We start from the raw sequence: 14,541 nt of genomic DNA on the forward strand, positions 1-14,541 counted from the left end.
CTGGCCAGGATCCTGATTATCCTGAGGTAACAAGGAGGGACTATGCTCGTCGGATTCTACAAATTTCACATACTGGGTGCCCTGTTCATCGGAGCGCTGGCCTATTTCTGGTCCTGGGTGGCCTGGCTACTGATCCCGCTGGCTTTTACCTTTACGGTCGGCCTGTATGACACCTTTCAGTCCCGGCATACTGTCAGGCGAAACTTCCCCCTGGTCGGACGAATCCGTTGGGCAGTAGAGTGGCTCAGGCCCTATGTCCGCCAGTATCTGATCGAATCGGATTTGGATGGTAAGCCGCTCAGCCGCATGTTTCGCAGCATTGTCTACCAGCGGGCCAAGGGAGAGCTGGACACCAATCCCTATGGTACCAGGATGGACACTTACCAGGATGGCTATGAATGGATAAGTCATTCCATCGCCGCCCGGGACGTAGAAGAGCTGGATAGCAGTCCACGGATACAAATAGGCGGCAAGGACTGTCAACAGCCGTACTCGGCCAGCCTGTTGAATATTTCCGCCATGAGTTACGGCGCACTGAGCCACCGGGCCATCGAAGCCCTGAATCTGGGGGCCAAGGAAGGCGGTTTTTACCACAACACCGGCGAAGGGGGCATCAGTGATTATCATCTTAAGCATGGCGGCGATCTGGTCTGGCAGATAGGCACGGCCTACTTCGGTTGTCGCACCAGCGAAGGTAGATTCTGCCCGGATACCTTCGCCGACAAAGCCAAGTTGCCCAGCGTTAAAATGATAGAAATAAAGCTCAGCCAGGGCGCCAAGCCCGGTCATGGCGGCATACTGCCTGCCAGCAAGAACAATGAGGAAATCGCCAGAATTCGCCTGGTAGAAGCCCATCAGGATGTCATTTCCCCAGCCGCTCATACCGCTTTTTCCACCCCGCGGGGGCTGTTGGAGTTTGTGCAGAAGCTACGCGACTTATCCGGCGGCAAACCGGTTGGCTTCAAGCTCTGTGTGGGCAGACAAAGCGAATTTATCGCCATCTGCAAAGCCATGGTGGAAACCGGTATCCGCCCGGACTTTATTACCGTGGATGGCGGTGAAGGGGGCACAGGTGCGGCGCCGCTTGAATACAGCAATTCTGTGGGTATGCCGCTCAGGGACGGCCTGGCGTTTGTCGCTGACTGTCTGCGGGGCTTTGACTTGCGCGAAGAGATCCGCGTCATCGCCTCTGGCAAGGTATTGTCAGCCTTTCATATGGCCCGCAGCCTGGCGCTTGGAGCGGACCTGATCAACTGCGCCAGGGGGATGATGCTGGCGCTTGGCTGCATCCATTCGCTGATTTGCAACACCAACCGATGCCCCACCGGGGTGACCACCCAGGACCCCAAGCTGGTAAGGGGACTGGTGATCGAAGACAAGGCGCCAAGAGTGGCCCGTTTCCATAAGGAGACCCTGCATGCCCTGGTGGATATCACCTCTTCCGCCGGCTTTGGCAATCCAGGGGAGATCAGCCGGCACCACCTGCATCGCAGAGTGGATCAGCATACAGTCCTGAGATTTGACGAGCTTTATCCTTACCCTGATGCAGGCTCTTTCCTGCAGGAGCCTTATCCCGACTGCTATAGCCATCACTTAAAAGAAGCCAGTGCCGATACGTTCACCCCTACCAGTCACGTGGTTCATACTCACTAGGCGTGGTTATCTTGACTGGGCCAAAGCGTCCATTTGCGCTATAATCCGCGCCGTTTTCCCCACCCCCCTGGCTCTTGAATTACGCTCTCTGCAGCACCATTTTCAGGGGAAGTGGCAAATTACTCATTTGGAGTCATAAATGGAAACCAGATTTGATGAACTGTTGGAGTTCCCCTGCTACCAAACCTTCAAGGTGCTGGGAGTAGCCCATGATCGTCTGCCGGAAGAGGTAGTGGCCTGTCTTCAGCAACTGGCGCCGGACGATTACAACCCTTCCATTCGCCCCAGCACCAAGGGCAACTATCACTCGGTCTCTGTGGAGGTAAGGGTTACCAGCAAGGAACATATGGAATCCGTCTATATCGAGCTTGGCAAACTTGAACTGGTCCGCATGGTACTTTAGTTAGCCATGAACAATACGTCGCTGATTATTCGCCAGTTGGGTCGCCAGGACTACCTGCCTATATGGCAGGCTATGCAATCCTATACTGACAATCGCACGGATGAGAGCGCTGACGAAATCTGGCTGGTGGAACATAATCCGGTCTTTACCCAGGGACAGGCAGGCAAGGAAGAGCATCTGCTGGCGCCGGGCGATATACCTGTGGTCAAGGTGGATCGTGGCGGCCAGGTGACATATCACGGCCCGGGTCAACAGATGATGTACGTGCTGCTTAATCTCAAGCGGCGCAAGCTGGGCGTACGGGATTTGGTCACGGCCCTGGAAAACTCGGTGGTGGACATGTTCAAACCTTTCGGTATTGCCGCTTATCCCAAAGCCGATGCGCCGGGTGTCTATGTGGACGGGCGGAAGATTTGCTCAGTGGGTCTGCGTATCCGTCGCGGCTGTTCGTTCCATGGCCTGGCGCTGAACATCAATATGGATCTGGGCCCCTTTAAGCGCATAAATCCATGCGGCTATGCGGGCCTGGAAATGATACACTCTGCCGGGCTGGGCGGCCCGGATAACCTGGCTGATGCAGGGCCCCTGCTTACCCGGGCATTCTGCAGTTCCCTGCAAATCGAACATACTGACTATCGAGAAGGTTTTGATGACTAAAGCATTGCGCGCCGAAGCGGGGGTGAAACTCCGCGACGAAGACAAGGTAAAACACATCCCCGTCACCATCATTCCCACCGAAAGGGAAGAAATGTTGCGTAAGCCTGAGTGGATCAAAATCAAACTGCCATCCAATACCGAAGGCATTGACCGCATCAAGAAAGTGATGCGCAAAAACAATTTGCATTCGGTCTGTGAAGAAGCCAGTTGCCCTAACCTGTCCGAGTGTTTCACTCACGGTACTGCCACGTTCATGATCCTGGGCGATATCTGCACCCGTCGCTGTCCCTTCTGTGATGTGGCTCACGGCAAACCCCTGCCGCCCAGTGCGGAAGAGCCCGAAAAACTGGCCAGGACCATCGCCGAAATGAAGCTCAAATATGTGGTGATCACCTCGGTCGATCGCGACGATCTGCGCGACGGCGGCGCACAGCATTTTGTCGACTGTATCAATGCCATTCGTGAACACAGCCCCAGCACCAAGATTGAAGTACTGGTACCGGATTTTCGCGGCCGCATGGACACTGCCCTGGAAATTTTCAACAACGGTGTTCCGGATGTGTTCAACCACAACCTGGAGACCATCCCACGCCTGTACCGGGAGTGCCGCCCCGGTGCCAACTACAAGTGGTCACTGGAACTGCTGAGGAAATTTAAGGCCCAACATCCGGATGTAATGACCAAATCAGGCCTGATGATGGGGATGGGCGAGGACATGGATGAGATGGCAGTCGTGCTCAAGGATCTGCGCGACCACGACGTGGATATGCTGACCCTGGGCCAGTATCTGCAACCCAGCCGCCACCACTATCCGGTGAAACGCTATGTTCATCCCAAGGAATTCGACGCTCTGCGCGATAAAGCCTACGAGCTGGGCTTTTCCCACGCCGCCTGCGGCCCGCTGGTGCGTTCCTCCTACCACGCTGACCGTCAGGCGGCCGGGGAAGAGGTCAAATAATCCTCTGAGTCACAAGCCTGGCCGGTGCCGGCATTTTTGTCTGAGGAAAAAACGCCGGCATGACCGGCGTTTCTTATGTGGAGAGTTTTTGGCGAGGTGGCTACTCCAGCGCCCAAACCAGGACACAGAGGCCGACAATCCCCTGCACGGCCATTGCGGGAAGACTTTGCAGCACGGCCGTCCAGTCCGGCGTGGAGGCGGGGGGTAACAGCCATTGCGCCGACAGCATCAAGAGTACTGAAAGGCAGATGAGTACCGCCAGCCAGTAATCTCTTCGCTGCTTTTTCTTCTGCTGGATACACTCCAGCACCTGCTGGCTGAACCCCAGGTCCTGCAGGTTCTCGGCTTCATTGGCATAGACGGCCTGAAGCTGTGTGAGTAGGTCCTGTTCTTTTGTCATGGTGTGTCTCCCAAAAGACTCTGCAACTGTTTTACCGCGCGGCTGATATGGGATTTTACTGTACCCAGAGGCATCTCAAGCAGCTCTGCCACTTCCTGATGAGTCAAACCAGCCCGGGTATGCAGAATCAGTACCTTAGCCTGCTCGGCGGCCAACTGCTGCATGGCCCGGTGCAAATCCATTTCCCGGTTCAGACTGGCCTGTGACCGCGCCATATGGCAAGCAGACTCTGTGGTATCGAGCGCATCCAGGTCGGTGCGGGCAGATTTGCGCTTGTGCATCATCAGCTCCCGATAGGCGATACTGCACAGCCAGCTTTGCAACCGTCCCCCCCGGTAGCCAGACAACTTCTGCCAGGCTTTGATAAAAGTCTGTTGGCTGAGATCATCGGCCAGTGCGGGATCGCCGCACAGTTGCCTGAGCATGCCACGCACCACTCCCTGATAACGAAGGGTCAACTGCCCAAAGGCCTGGCATTCCCCTGCCACAGCGCGGGCAATCAGGACATAGTCTTCGTTTGGTGCTGACTTCATTCCTGGCTTGGATACCAAAATCGCCAGAACGCCAGGTAGACCAGCGCCACCATAAACGGAATAATGGCCAACACTAAAATTGCGCGATTGCCCTGCCCGTCCTGAAATGGCTTCAGCAGACCGATCAGAACCAGTCCTGCGGCCAACACCATAAACAGCACGCCTTTACGGAGGTCACTTCGCTGTGGATCCACGGTCTGCAGGAACTTCTGCCAACTCTTTTCGGACAGCGGGTAGTCTTTTTGCAGCGCCAGTTGCAGAGTCTCATGCCATAGCCGACGTTTCTGCACCTGCCGGTCTAGCACGAATTTAACCACTACTCCGATAAGGATAAAAAAACTGACTGGTACCAGGATATCTGTATTCATGAGCCTTCTGCCTGCATTTTCAGGAATGCGTCAAATTTCGGGTGGGGAAACAGGGAGTTAACCACTTTACGCACCACCTGCATACCCTTTGCTCCGTTGGTCAGGACCACTATGCCGGTTTGCGTTGCCGGCACCATTACCGCCAACGCCCGCTCTCCCCAATCTCCACCCCCTTGCATGTACAGGGTGAGATCACCGTATTCAACCAGGGTCCAGCCCATCACGAATCCCAGCTTCTGCGGGCAGTCAGTCTTGTCCAGTCGCCCGGACTGGCAGAGTCCTTCGGCCAGATTGAAATCCAGCGACCAACGCCGGCTAGCCAGCGGTTCATTCAGTCCCTGGCCAGTCACCACAGAAGCGACAAATAAGGCATAATCATCGATGGTGGTATAGAGATCGTCCGCAGCCACAAACTCTTGCCTGGGAGCCGGTTCTGAAAACTCCCCCTTGGGGCCTTTGGGAAAAGCCAAACGTCCCTTGAACCAGGGTTTTTGGGTAAATGCACTGTTATGCATCTGCAGGGGGGTGAACAGATGCTTCTGCATCAGTGCCTCAAAGGGTTGTTGCCATTTCTCTTGCATGGCCAGGGCCAGATACTGGTAACCCTCTCCTGAATAGCCACTGCCGGTGCCCGGTTCAAACTTAAAAGTGAGTTTGTCCTGACTTTGATAGCGCCAGTTGGGAAAGCCGCTCTGGTGGCTGAGCAGATGTTTGATGGTCAGCTTTTGGGCATAGTCATGGCCGGCTATATCAGGATCCAGCCAGTACCTGGCAGCCGTCTCGTCCAAAAAGGAGGGTTGCTCGTTGCTCAGTCGCAGCAACAGTTCCGCCGTGACCGGTTTGGCCAGGGAGGCGACGTTATAAAGTGTGTGCTGGTCAGCCGCTACCCCTGGCGCCTGCTCCCCTGTCACCAGGGTCCAGCGGACTTTGCCCTGTTCGATATAAGCCACAGCGGCGCTGGGCGTCCCAGTGCCTGTCAGCCAGGAATCCAGTTGCTCTCGTATTTCATCCCTGCTGGCCGAAGCAGCCGGCAGGCAGACTCCCAACCCTATGGCGAGGACCAGCAAAGACGTTGGCAACGTTCTGTTTGTGACAAACTGCATCAGTTCTTACTCCCGTTAACTCATCATTTAGCTGCTAATAAGATGCCTGTTGATCAGTGTTTGGATGCAAGGAAGCAAAGATTTTATTAAGTCCGGCACGACTGGCCCTTCCATTTGCCCGTCCCCCGCGCAAGGTCAGGAAAATTACCCGGCAATGTCGAAACCCTGTGTTCCTAATCGACTAGTAAGGAAAGTCACCGAAACAGAGAGACGCAATATGCAAATTTACTGGATTAAGGCCCAGGCCCCTCTGCGGGTGCTGGCCTTGTGCAAACATCTTGGCTTGCAGGCAGAGTTTATTCAGTTGGATCCCACCAACGGCAGCCTGAAGACCGACGAGTTCGCCAAGCTTAACCCTAATATGAAAGTGCCTGTCCTGGTGGACGGCGACACTGTGCTATGGGAAGCCTCAGCCATTATGGTGTACCTGTGCAACAAAGCAGGTTCATCCCTGTGGCCTGCGAATAATCCCGCCGAGCAGGTAGAGGTGATTAAGTGGCTGTCCTGGAATGACTGCCACTGGATGGAAGCGGTGGGCACTTTCTACTTTGAGCATATCGTTAAAAGCACCTTTTCCTTTGGACAGTTGGACATTCCTGCCATTGAAGGCAGTCTGCCTACCTTCCATCACTATGCCGGAATTTTGAATCAGCATCTGCAGGACAGAACTTATGCCGCCTGCAACCGGCTGACCATTGCCGACTTTCAGCTTGCCTCCATGGCCCGCTACTGGCGGGAAGCGAAAATGCCGATGGGGGATTATCCGAATATCACCAGCTGGCTGGACAGGCTGATGCGACTCCCGGCCTGGGCTGAGCCCTGGCCGGCGTAATCTTCCCGGCTGGTCACAAGCCGGTAGTTCAACCATTTAAAGGTAAGGATGGTCGGCAAACCATTCCTGTAAAAACTCAATCAGGCAACTGAGTCTGGGTGGAACGAAGTGTCGTACCGGGTATAAGGCATACAGCGTCATTTCAGGCTTATGTTCGCCAGTCAGTACCTCCACCACCTCTTTGGATTGCAGGGCCGGATGGCTGATGAAGCGCGGAATGAACCCCACTCCCATGCCCTGCTTCACCATATCCAGCAAAAACACCGAGCTGTTGGCTTTAAGCCGACCTCCGACCGGCACGGCATCCTTACCCACAGGCCAAAGGTGCTTGCTGCGAAAATAGCTGTATTCAAAGCACTGATGCTCGCGCAAATCGTCTGGCTGATTAATGGGCCCATGTAGATCCAGGTAAGCCGGCGAGGCGCAGATACTATAGCTGAAGCGGGTAATGGCCTTGCCCACATAGCTTGAATCGAAGGGTTGACTGGCAACCCGCAATCCCAGATCGAAGTTATGCTCCAGCAGGTCCTGGGCCTGGTCACTCAATTGAATATCCAGTTCCACCTGGGGATAGCGGCGCATAAACTCCGCAAAGGCCGGGGCCAGGGCGGTCAGCCCCAGGGCCATTGCGGCGTTTATCCTGAGCAGACCTTTGGGCACTTGCTGGAATTCCTGAATGTAGGTTTCGGTATCTTCCACCTGCCGCAGGATTTGCCGGCAGCGCTGAAGATAATCCTCGCCCAGTTGAGTCAAACGCAACCGGCGGGTGGAACGCTGCAGCAGTCTGGCTCCCAATGCCTCTTCCAGGCTGCTGATCTGTTTACTGATCATGGATTTGCTGGTGGCATGCTGCTCCGCGACCCGGGAGAAACTGCCTAGCTCCGCCACCCGGACAAAGAGCTGCATGGCCTTCAACTTGTCCATATTGTTTCCATAAAGGAAAAAGAGTTATCTCATTGTATCCATATATCTAACCAATGCATATCCCTATAGTGAAGCTGTTCTGCGGATGACAGAACCAACCATAGGAGATCTTTATGTATACATTGTATTTCTCAAAGGGCGCCTGTTCCCTGGCTACTCAGGTGATTCTGCGCGAATTAAATCAACCTTTTGAGCTAGTCAGCAAAGCCAGAACACCGGATTTCAACAAGGTAAACCCCATTGGCGCCGTGCCGGCACTTGCGGTGGACGGCGAGATACTGACCGAAGGGGCAGCCATCATTCTTTACCTGTTGCAAAAGCACCCCAATGACCTGTTGCCCGGTGCGGCGTCAGCTCGCCAGCAAGGCATTGAAGATCTGATGTTTGCCAATGCCACCGTCCATCCGGCTTACAGCAAGTTATTCTTTATCGCTTCGGTCCTGCCGGATGGCGATGTGAAAACCCAGGCCTTTTCAGCCGCCGCTCAGCAGTTGTCCGGTTTGTGGCAAAGGGTAGAAAACAAGCTTGCAGACCAGCCCTATCTGGGCGGCCTTCATCCCTCTCCGGCGGATGTTCTGCTGGCAGTATATGAAAGTTGGGGACAGTTCTTTCCTGTGACCATCCCGGTGGGGCCACGCAGCCGGACCATGATTGACAGTATCAGGAACCGTCCAAGCTACCTGGCGGCGGTGGCGGCTGAACAACAGGCCGCCTGAGCATGAGCGACCCCCATGTCAGTCAATTACAGGCGGTCGAAGCGCTGTTGATGAAATACTTCGACGGCCTGCACCGGGCCGACACCCAACTTCTGGACAGTATCTTTGACCAGGATGCCAGGCTCTGCGCCCCGGGGATCCGGCGAAGTAAACGCCAGTGGTTGGAGCTGGTAGCCAACCGTCAGGTACCTGAAGCGCTAGGTGATGCCTTTGCTTACCGGATACTGGCTGTCGAGCTGTGTGGCGAGCAGGCCATGGCCAAAGTCAGCTGTCCGCTGCTGGGCGAGCAGTTTATTGATTACCTTGGATTGCTGAAGGAAAACGGTAACTGGCGAATTGTGGCCAAACAATACGCCGATAATCCCTTTATCTAAACAGGAGGCACTATGCCCTATGTCAATATCAAGGTCACCGATGAAGGTGTGACCGCTGAGCAAAAACGCAAGCTGATAGAAGGGGCCACCCGGTTGCTGGTGGACGTACTGAACAAGAAACCCGAAACCACCTTTGTCCTGATTGACGAAGTCAGCACGGACAACTGGGGAATAGGTTACCGGTCGGTCAAAGATATACGACAGGCTGAGAGCTGAAGCGAATGCAAAAAGCCCCGGGGCATTGCCGGGGCTTTGAACTGGCTGAGCAGATGCAGGCTTACCTGTCTGCCCGGCCCTGGAAGCGGCGCTCTTCGGTATTGATACGCACCCAGTCACCGGTGGCGATATATTCCGGCACCTGGATCACCAGGCCGGTGGACAGCTTAGCCGGTTTGGTACGTGAGGTGGCTGACGCCCCTTTGATGGAAGGGTCGGTTTCCACCACTTCCAGCTCCACGCTCACCGGCAAGTCCAGGGCCACCGGCAGGTCATTGACCAGCACCACATAGATTCCGTCAGTCTCTTCGTTGATAAACTGGACTTCTTCTGCGATGGCCTCTTTGTTGAGGTTATAGGGGCTGTAGTCTTCCTTATCCAGAAACACATAGTCGTCGCCGTCGATATAGGAAAACATTGCCTGGCGACGGACCAGATCGGCCAACGGCAGCATATCCGCATCTTTAAATGTCTCGTCCAGTTTACTGCCTGTGACCACATCGTACATACGCATACGGTAGATACTGCCGCCTGCGCGGCCCTGGGGTACTGAACGTTCGATATCGCGCACAATATAGGTCTTGTTGTTGTAAACAATGGCTGCATTACGCTTAATTTCACTGGCTTTTGGCATCTTAGGATCCTGACAAAATAATGGGCTTGCAAAATTTGCCGGCTATTTTCCGTCATCTGAGTCTGTAGAGAAAGTCAGAATATGACGAAAACCCAGATATTTTACTGTTGCCTGCAAGCCCCATTGGATCCCCTGACCAGGCAGCGCCGCGTTTCGATCCTGATTTTCTGCCGGTCACTTAGACAAGCTTAATTTACCTTATGTAAAACACGCTTGACTTTTAACTAAGCCCTGCCAAGATATGTAAAGCAAACATGACTTTTTGACAACTAAGGACGACTTATGAATTCACATCCACAGAACCAGTCCGACTGGCAGGCAAACCTCAAAGGCAGCACTTTAAAATTGGGAATCTGGACGGTAGCCTGGCTACTCAGCACGGCCCTGTTGGCCTTTGGCCCCAAGTTTATCTGGCAGTACGCAACGTTATACTCGTCGTTGGCAGTGGCATTGAACCTGTTGGTAGGCGCTTTGATGATCCTGTCCAATATCAAGCATGTACGGGCCATGGATGAACTGGAGCGCAAGATATTTATGGATGCCTCTGCCATTACCCTGGGCATGGGAGTGGTCGCGGCCAGTAGTTATGGTCAGCTTCAGAACATTGGGCTGATGGAGTCACACCCAGAGATCTCGCACCTGGTGATCCTGATGGGCCTGACTTTCCTCGGGGCCGTGCTGTTCGGTAACTGGAGATACAGATGAAGAACCGCCTCAAGGTGCTAAGGGCAGAACGTAACTGGACCCAGGCCCAACTGGCGGAGGCACTGTCAGTGTCCCGCCAGACCGTCAACGCCATCGAAACCGGCAAGTTCGATCCCAGCCTGCCCCTGGCTTTCAAGGCTGCCAGGGTGTTTGGCATGCCCATTGAAGCGATTTTTCAGGATGAGCAGGAACAGTGAGAACTGCCCCCCAGGTGGCTCTTGTTAACTATCCGGAGCAATGCCAAGATAACGCAGTAAATCCGCCAGGAGGCTTACTGTGACCGCCCACGAAACCAGCCTGAAGCTCTATTGCACCCCTCGTTCGCATTTTTCCCGTAAGGTGCGAATTCTGCTGGATGCCTGGAAACTGGGGCATGAACTGGTGGATATCGGCAATGTGGCAGACGATGCGAGCAAAGAATTTGCCGGCAATCCGCTGATGAAAGTACCGACCCTGGTGGACGGCGATATCTGGCTGATCGACTCGGATCATATCGCTCAGTATCTGACCCTCACCTACCATCCCGGCGACCCGTTCAATGTGCTGCTGAAAAAACCAGAGCTGCTGAACCTCAGGGCCGTGATGAACGGCATTATGGCGGCAGAAGTGGAGTTGTTGCTGGCCAAACGCACCGGCACGGACATCAGTCAACCCAGATACCAGAAATTGCAAAAGACCATTGCACAGGGACTGGATTGGCTGGAACAAAATGCCGGGCTGTTTGCTGGTCCCCCCGACTATCAGGATTTTCATCTGGTTTGCCTGTGGGATCACCTGGCTTTCTACAAACTGGTCAAACTCAGCTACCGCCACCTTGCCGCCCGGGTGACCGAGCTTTCATCCCTGCCCTATGTCAAAGCCAGCAGGCCTGCTTGATTTTCCGGCAATTGCCCTTATCTTCCACAAGCCTATATCTCACAAGGACGCTTATACCAATCAGATTAATCTTTAGTGCATTCAGAGCTGACCAGAAAGGATTAGCTCAAGGCGCTGCCTCGAAGGTATAGTGGCTCTATGTCAAGAGACTGGAACGCAGAGAGAATGCTTTCTGGACGCTCCCGACAACTGCTCCTGCGTTGTTCTACTTCACGCCATCCATGGCGCTCCCTGCGGGCGAAGCCAAAGTGCCCGCTACCTGTGTTGCCCGCATTCGATTTAGCGCCACTAGACCTTCATACGGGCGCCTTGGTATCGAACACTTTGGCTTACGCTGAGTGCACTAAAGATTAATCCGGTTGGTATTACATGCACCTGGCCCAGCTTGACATTGCCCGCCCCCTCTATCCGTTGGATGCCCCCCAGATCAAGGACTTTGTCGACAACCTTGAATTTATCAATGGCATTGCCGAACACAGTCCCGGGTTTATCTGGCGGTTACAGGACGAAAGTGGCGACGCCACTGCCATTCAGGCCTTTGAGGCCCCTGAAGTCATTGTCAATATGTCAGTCTGGACCTCGCCAGAAATGTTAAAGGATTTCATGTTTAAAACCGCTCACCGAAGCTTTTTCCGGCGCAAGGCGCAGTGGTTCGAGCGGATGCCACAGGCCAGCTATGTGCTGTGGTGGATCCCCGAAGGACATATTCCGCCACTACCGGAAGCCCTGGCCAGACTGGAATACTTGCGTCAGCATGGCGAGAGCCCCTTTGCATTCAGCTTTAAACAACTTTATCCGGCCAGCGCCCAGCCTGATACTACAACACCCTGACAGAGTCGATACCACTACGCCGGCTGAAGTTCTCAATCAGTCGCTGTTTATGCGTGCCCTGCGGGATGATAACGAGCAGAGGATGACCGCTTCGACTTTGCTGCCACTCGCACCAGAGCCTGTGCACCGATTCCATGCCGCTGAGGGTGTAAAGCTCTCCCCAGCTATTGCGGTAGATGAAGGTAATGCTTTCCACTTCGGCTTTGAGCCGACGGCTTTCGAAATTGATCACTGCCAGGCAGGTCTGTAATCTGGCAGGCGACAACAGGGCTTCACGACTCAACTCGGACACCCTGACCGGCGGGAAAGCCTTTTCCACTTCCGCCACCAGATTATACAGATCTTCCTCCACCACCGGCTCTGTGTGGTAATCCAGTTGAATGCGGGTATTGCCGTCCAGAATGCGGTTCCATACCCCCCATACAATCAACTCTATGGGACTGAGGCTTGACTGCAGAAGGGATTTTTCCAGAGTCTTGCCATTTCGGCTAATCTGGTCGCCGGCGTAAATACGCCAGCGCCGCGTACCGTTAGGATAAGGCGTAGCCTTGACCGTGATAGTGCCACAGTAGAGTTCGTCGTCGAAAACGCTGCGAAGATACTCAATCTTGCCGTCTTTTTTCGAGTAGAAAGTATCCAGCTTTCGGCCAATGACCGTCATGTCTTCCTGACTGACCAATTGGTTATCCCTGGCGATGCCGGCGGACAGCCGTCTATAGCAACCGATCAGAAAGCCGTGGATCTGGCGACTCAGCACCGACTTTTCCATGAAATCCCAATGCCTTATCCGGTCAACCTTCTTGATTTTTTCCTCACTCCAGCCCCAACTTTGCACATAGCTGCGGATAATCTTGTCCTTGAAGTTCTCGTTATCGGCTGCTTTTCCCAGACTCAGATGACAGGCACATTTGATATACAGGCAAAGCTGCAGAAGTTGTACGACGGATTGATTGTTCGCAGCCTGGTAATGGTCAATGAGCTCATCGAACATCAAAGCATAGGGATCCACATGTTCCAGGGCACCGGGAGCCAAATCCCCGGCGTGCACCCGGTTTTTGAGTTCGTTGCAAAGGGGCTGTTTCTGGCCGAGGTTTTCCAGAAACACCTCCAGTTTGGCCATTTTCAGCACCGACTTGAACGGCGAATCCATGGCTTTGACAATCTGCCAGATGGCAGCGCCGAAAAGCTCATTCGGATCCAACTGTTGCAGATTGCCAAGATCCATAAATAGTCTGGGATCCGGGGAGCCCCCTGGTGTCAGCGAGCCGATTAACTGCTGATACTCCAAATCTGAAATCCGATCCGGTATCAACCACCAGAAGGGCAACTTGCCGGCCACGACGATGTTGGTGGTATAAAATTCAGCCTTAAGAAACACCGCCTGGGCCGAACCTGAGCTTTCATTGTCTGCCTCGCCAAAATCGTTCTGTCTGACCTTGTCGATTTCAGACAGGAAGAAATGCACTTCCAGCTCATGCTGTTCGGCCCATTTTTCCACCAGTCTCAGCTTTTTCTCTAATAATTCACGGCTTTTTTCATTCAGTTTTTCACCATCAACACATACCCAGTAGTCAAAATCAGAACTTGCTGATTGGGCGATTGAGCCAATACTGCCCATCAGGACCAGAGAGTCGATAAATCTGCGCCTCGGCCAGATTTGCCGCATATCGGCAAACAGCGGGCGTAACTCTGGAAATACCTGCTCCAGTGATTCACCTACCTGTTTTCTCAATGAATAATTGTTCAGGCCAAAAGGGACATCTTTGTCGTCCACATAACCCGGCAAATCGGGATGGTTGACATGTAACAGGAAAGGCAGGATATGAAACAACGGTTGCTTGTCCGCCGGCAGTAATACAAGCGCCCGCTCAATGCGGGCCTTGTTATAACGCAGTACGCGCAGGAGTCGGATGGCCAGGTCTTTTTGTATACTCATATCAAAGGCGAACAGCCTGCAGTCTGCCCGCTGGGCAGGGATGTTTGGGGTCAGAATTCACTGTACTCAAGTTACAACCAAAAAGAGGCCAACGCAAAAGGGAAAGTGCATTGTATGACAGAGCTCCTAGCCCATTCGTGGATCGGCATCATTGCTTTGGAACAGGATAGCGGCTGCAGAAAAAGCCCATATCGGCCCCCTGGTTGAAAGTCAAAAGAAAAGGTTATAAAGAATAATCAAAATGATGATTTTGCGAATAAAAAATCCCTGCTTATTTATTACCAGGCGATCTGAACTTGTCTTGAATTTTTGTTAGTTAGTCGTACGAATTATGTTGACGAGTTGAAAAATCCGGCCGTAATATCCGCTCGCTACAACAAGGAAAATATCCCTGGTGAGCACACTGCCGGCGTAACCTCTGC

19 protein-coding genes are annotated in these 14,541 nt (G+C 53.7%); 12 read left to right on the forward strand and 7 right to left on the reverse strand.

What is annotated here, in order from left to right:
- Nucleotides 1-42: 42 nt before the first annotated feature.
- From J0A66_RS20190 to lipA, 4 genes are all read left to right on the forward strand, one after another.
- Nucleotides 43-1,653: an FMN-binding glutamate synthase family protein gene (locus tag J0A66_RS20190; RefSeq protein WP_206575674.1), complete on the forward strand. Its 1,611-nt coding sequence runs from the start codon at nucleotides 43-45 to the stop codon at nucleotides 1,651-1,653.
- A 139-nt stretch (nucleotides 1,654-1,792) separates the two neighbouring features.
- Nucleotides 1,793-2,056, forward strand: a complete 264-nt coding sequence (gene ybeD / locus J0A66_RS20195; RefSeq protein WP_206575675.1) for a DUF493 family protein YbeD — start codon at nucleotides 1,793-1,795, stop codon at nucleotides 2,054-2,056.
- Between the two features lie 6 nt (nucleotides 2,057-2,062).
- On the forward strand, nucleotides 2,063-2,713 hold the full coding sequence (gene lipB, locus J0A66_RS20200) for a lipoyl(octanoyl) transferase LipB (RefSeq protein WP_206575676.1): 651 nt from the start codon (nucleotides 2,063-2,065) through the stop codon (nucleotides 2,711-2,713).
- Complete coding sequence (lipA, locus tag J0A66_RS20205) at nucleotides 2,706-3,671, forward strand: lipoyl synthase (RefSeq protein WP_206575677.1); 966 nt, start codon at nucleotides 2,706-2,708, stop codon at nucleotides 3,669-3,671. Before lipB ends, lipA begins: the two co-directional genes overlap by 8 nt.
- Nucleotides 3,672-3,771: 100 nt before the next feature.
- Here the strand turns inward: lipA and J0A66_RS20210 are convergent, their stop codons facing one another.
- From J0A66_RS20210 to J0A66_RS20225, 4 genes are read right to left on the reverse strand one after another with little or no spacing between them, the layout of a single operon-like run.
- Nucleotides 3,772-4,071 (reverse strand): hypothetical protein, encoded by a 300-nt coding sequence (locus J0A66_RS20210; RefSeq protein WP_206575678.1) that lies wholly within the window; start codon nucleotides 4,069-4,071, stop codon nucleotides 3,772-3,774.
- Nucleotides 4,068-4,604, reverse strand: a complete 537-nt coding sequence (locus J0A66_RS20215) for an RNA polymerase sigma factor (RefSeq protein ID WP_206575679.1) — start codon at nucleotides 4,602-4,604, stop codon at nucleotides 4,068-4,070. Before J0A66_RS20215 ends, J0A66_RS20210 begins: the two co-directional genes overlap by 4 nt.
- On the reverse strand, nucleotides 4,601-4,972 hold the full coding sequence (locus J0A66_RS20220) for a DUF6249 domain-containing protein (protein WP_206575680.1): 372 nt from the start codon (nucleotides 4,970-4,972) through the stop codon (nucleotides 4,601-4,603). The genes J0A66_RS20215 and J0A66_RS20220 overlap by 4 nt, the downstream gene beginning before the upstream one ends.
- Nucleotides 4,969-6,075 carry a serine hydrolase domain-containing protein gene (locus tag J0A66_RS20225; RefSeq protein ID WP_206575681.1) on the reverse strand — a complete coding sequence of 369 codons (1,107 nt, stop codon included), beginning with the start codon at nucleotides 6,073-6,075 and terminating at the stop codon, nucleotides 4,969-4,971. The genes J0A66_RS20220 and J0A66_RS20225 overlap by 4 nt, the downstream gene beginning before the upstream one ends.
- A 217-nt stretch (nucleotides 6,076-6,292) precedes the next feature.
- On the opposite strand from J0A66_RS20225, the gene J0A66_RS20230 reads away from it, so the two are divergent.
- Nucleotides 6,293-6,907, forward strand: coding sequence for a glutathione S-transferase family protein (locus J0A66_RS20230; RefSeq protein WP_206575682.1), 615 nt, complete (start codon nucleotides 6,293-6,295; stop codon nucleotides 6,905-6,907).
- 36 nt (nucleotides 6,908-6,943) lie between these two features.
- Here the strand turns inward: J0A66_RS20230 and J0A66_RS20235 are convergent, their stop codons facing one another.
- Nucleotides 6,944-7,831, reverse strand: coding sequence for a LysR family transcriptional regulator (locus J0A66_RS20235; RefSeq protein ID WP_206575683.1), 888 nt, complete (start codon nucleotides 7,829-7,831; stop codon nucleotides 6,944-6,946).
- A gap of 113 nt (nucleotides 7,832-7,944) precedes the next feature.
- Between J0A66_RS20235 and J0A66_RS20240 the strand changes: the two genes are divergently transcribed.
- From J0A66_RS20240 to J0A66_RS20250, 3 genes are read left to right on the forward strand one after another with little or no spacing between them, the layout of a single operon-like run.
- The gene (locus J0A66_RS20240) at nucleotides 7,945-8,547 is read left to right on the forward strand and encodes a glutathione S-transferase family protein (protein WP_206575684.1); all 603 of its coding nucleotides are present in this window, start codon (nucleotides 7,945-7,947) and stop codon (nucleotides 8,545-8,547) included.
- 2 nt (nucleotides 8,548-8,549) lie between these two features.
- Entirely contained in the window at nucleotides 8,550-8,921 is a 372-nt protein-coding gene (locus J0A66_RS20245) for a nuclear transport factor 2 family protein (protein ID WP_206575685.1), read from the forward strand.
- Between the two features lie 12 nt (nucleotides 8,922-8,933).
- Nucleotides 8,934-9,137, forward strand: a complete 204-nt coding sequence (locus J0A66_RS20250; RefSeq protein ID WP_206575686.1) for a tautomerase family protein — start codon at nucleotides 8,934-8,936, stop codon at nucleotides 9,135-9,137.
- 61 nt (nucleotides 9,138-9,198) lie between these two features.
- Here J0A66_RS20250 and efpL read toward each other — a convergent pair whose 3' ends face one another.
- Complete coding sequence (efpL, locus tag J0A66_RS20255) at nucleotides 9,199-9,771, reverse strand: elongation factor P-like protein EfpL (RefSeq protein ID WP_206575687.1); 573 nt, start codon at nucleotides 9,769-9,771, stop codon at nucleotides 9,199-9,201.
- 282 nt (nucleotides 9,772-10,053) lie between these two features.
- Here efpL and J0A66_RS20260 point away from each other — a divergent pair, with 282 nt between their 5' ends.
- The 4 genes from J0A66_RS20260 (at nucleotide 10,054) to J0A66_RS20275 (ending at nucleotide 12,183) form a co-directional block, all read left to right on the forward strand.
- The gene (locus J0A66_RS20260) at nucleotides 10,054-10,476 is read left to right on the forward strand and encodes a hypothetical protein (RefSeq protein ID WP_206575688.1); all 423 of its coding nucleotides are present in this window, start codon (nucleotides 10,054-10,056) and stop codon (nucleotides 10,474-10,476) included.
- A complete protein-coding gene (locus tag J0A66_RS20265) occupies nucleotides 10,473-10,673 on the forward strand; it encodes a helix-turn-helix transcriptional regulator (RefSeq protein ID WP_206575689.1) in 201 nt (66 codons plus the stop codon). Before J0A66_RS20260 ends, J0A66_RS20265 begins: the two co-directional genes overlap by 4 nt.
- Nucleotides 10,674-10,752: 79 nt before the next feature.
- Nucleotides 10,753-11,352 (forward strand): glutathione S-transferase family protein, encoded by a 600-nt coding sequence (locus J0A66_RS20270; RefSeq protein WP_206575690.1) that lies wholly within the window; start codon nucleotides 10,753-10,755, stop codon nucleotides 11,350-11,352.
- Between the two features lie 369 nt (nucleotides 11,353-11,721).
- Nucleotides 11,722-12,183: a DUF3291 domain-containing protein gene (locus tag J0A66_RS20275; protein ID WP_206575691.1), complete on the forward strand. Its 462-nt coding sequence runs from the start codon at nucleotides 11,722-11,724 to the stop codon at nucleotides 12,181-12,183.
- Here J0A66_RS20275 and J0A66_RS20280 read toward each other — a convergent pair.
- Nucleotides 12,170-14,119, reverse strand: coding sequence for a class I adenylate cyclase domain-containing protein (locus J0A66_RS20280; RefSeq protein ID WP_206575692.1), 1,950 nt, complete (start codon nucleotides 14,117-14,119; stop codon nucleotides 12,170-12,172). The two genes, J0A66_RS20275 and J0A66_RS20280, sit on opposite strands and share 14 nt — an antisense overlap.
- Between the last annotated feature and the right edge of the window lie 422 nt (nucleotides 14,120-14,541).

The organism is Bowmanella dokdonensis (assembly GCF_017254865.1).
Taxonomy (GTDB): Bacteria; Pseudomonadota; Gammaproteobacteria; order Enterobacterales; family Alteromonadaceae; genus Bowmanella; species Bowmanella dokdonensis.

Coding starts and splice junctions, on each gene's coding strand:
- J0A66_RS20190 (WP_206575674.1), top strand. CDS start 43: ATGCTCGTCGGATTCTACAAATTTCACATACTGGGTGCCCTGTTCATC.
- ybeD (WP_206575675.1), top strand. CDS start 1,793: ATGGAAACCAGATTTGATGAACTGTTGGAGTTCCCCTGCTACCAAACC.
- lipB (WP_206575676.1), top strand. CDS start 2,063: ATGAACAATACGTCGCTGATTATTCGCCAGTTGGGTCGCCAGGACTAC.
- lipA (WP_206575677.1), top strand. CDS start 2,706: ATGACTAAAGCATTGCGCGCCGAAGCGGGGGTGAAACTCCGCGACGAA.
- J0A66_RS20210 (WP_206575678.1), bottom strand. CDS start 4,071: ATGACAAAAGAACAGGACCTACTCACACAGCTTCAGGCCGTCTATGCC.
- J0A66_RS20215 (WP_206575679.1), bottom strand. CDS start 4,604: ATGAAGTCAGCACCAAACGAAGACTATGTCCTGATTGCCCGCGCTGTG.
- J0A66_RS20220 (WP_206575680.1), bottom strand. CDS start 4,972: ATGAATACAGATATCCTGGTACCAGTCAGTTTTTTTATCCTTATCGGA.
- J0A66_RS20225 (WP_206575681.1), bottom strand. CDS start 6,075: ATGCAGTTTGTCACAAACAGAACGTTGCCAACGTCTTTGCTGGTCCTC.
- J0A66_RS20230 (WP_206575682.1), top strand. CDS start 6,293: ATGCAAATTTACTGGATTAAGGCCCAGGCCCCTCTGCGGGTGCTGGCC.
- J0A66_RS20235 (WP_206575683.1), bottom strand. CDS start 7,831: ATGGACAAGTTGAAGGCCATGCAGCTCTTTGTCCGGGTGGCGGAGCTA.
- J0A66_RS20240 (WP_206575684.1), top strand. CDS start 7,945: ATGTATACATTGTATTTCTCAAAGGGCGCCTGTTCCCTGGCTACTCAG.
- J0A66_RS20245 (WP_206575685.1), top strand. CDS start 8,550: ATGAGCGACCCCCATGTCAGTCAATTACAGGCGGTCGAAGCGCTGTTG.
- J0A66_RS20250 (WP_206575686.1), top strand. CDS start 8,934: ATGCCCTATGTCAATATCAAGGTCACCGATGAAGGTGTGACCGCTGAG.
- efpL (WP_206575687.1), bottom strand. CDS start 9,771: ATGCCAAAAGCCAGTGAAATTAAGCGTAATGCAGCCATTGTTTACAAC.
- J0A66_RS20260 (WP_206575688.1), top strand. CDS start 10,054: ATGAATTCACATCCACAGAACCAGTCCGACTGGCAGGCAAACCTCAAA.
- J0A66_RS20265 (WP_206575689.1), top strand. CDS start 10,473: ATGAAGAACCGCCTCAAGGTGCTAAGGGCAGAACGTAACTGGACCCAG.
- J0A66_RS20275 (WP_206575691.1), top strand. CDS start 11,722: ATGCACCTGGCCCAGCTTGACATTGCCCGCCCCCTCTATCCGTTGGAT.
- J0A66_RS20280 (WP_206575692.1), bottom strand. CDS start 14,119: ATGAGTATACAAAAAGACCTGGCCATCCGACTCCTGCGCGTACTGCGT.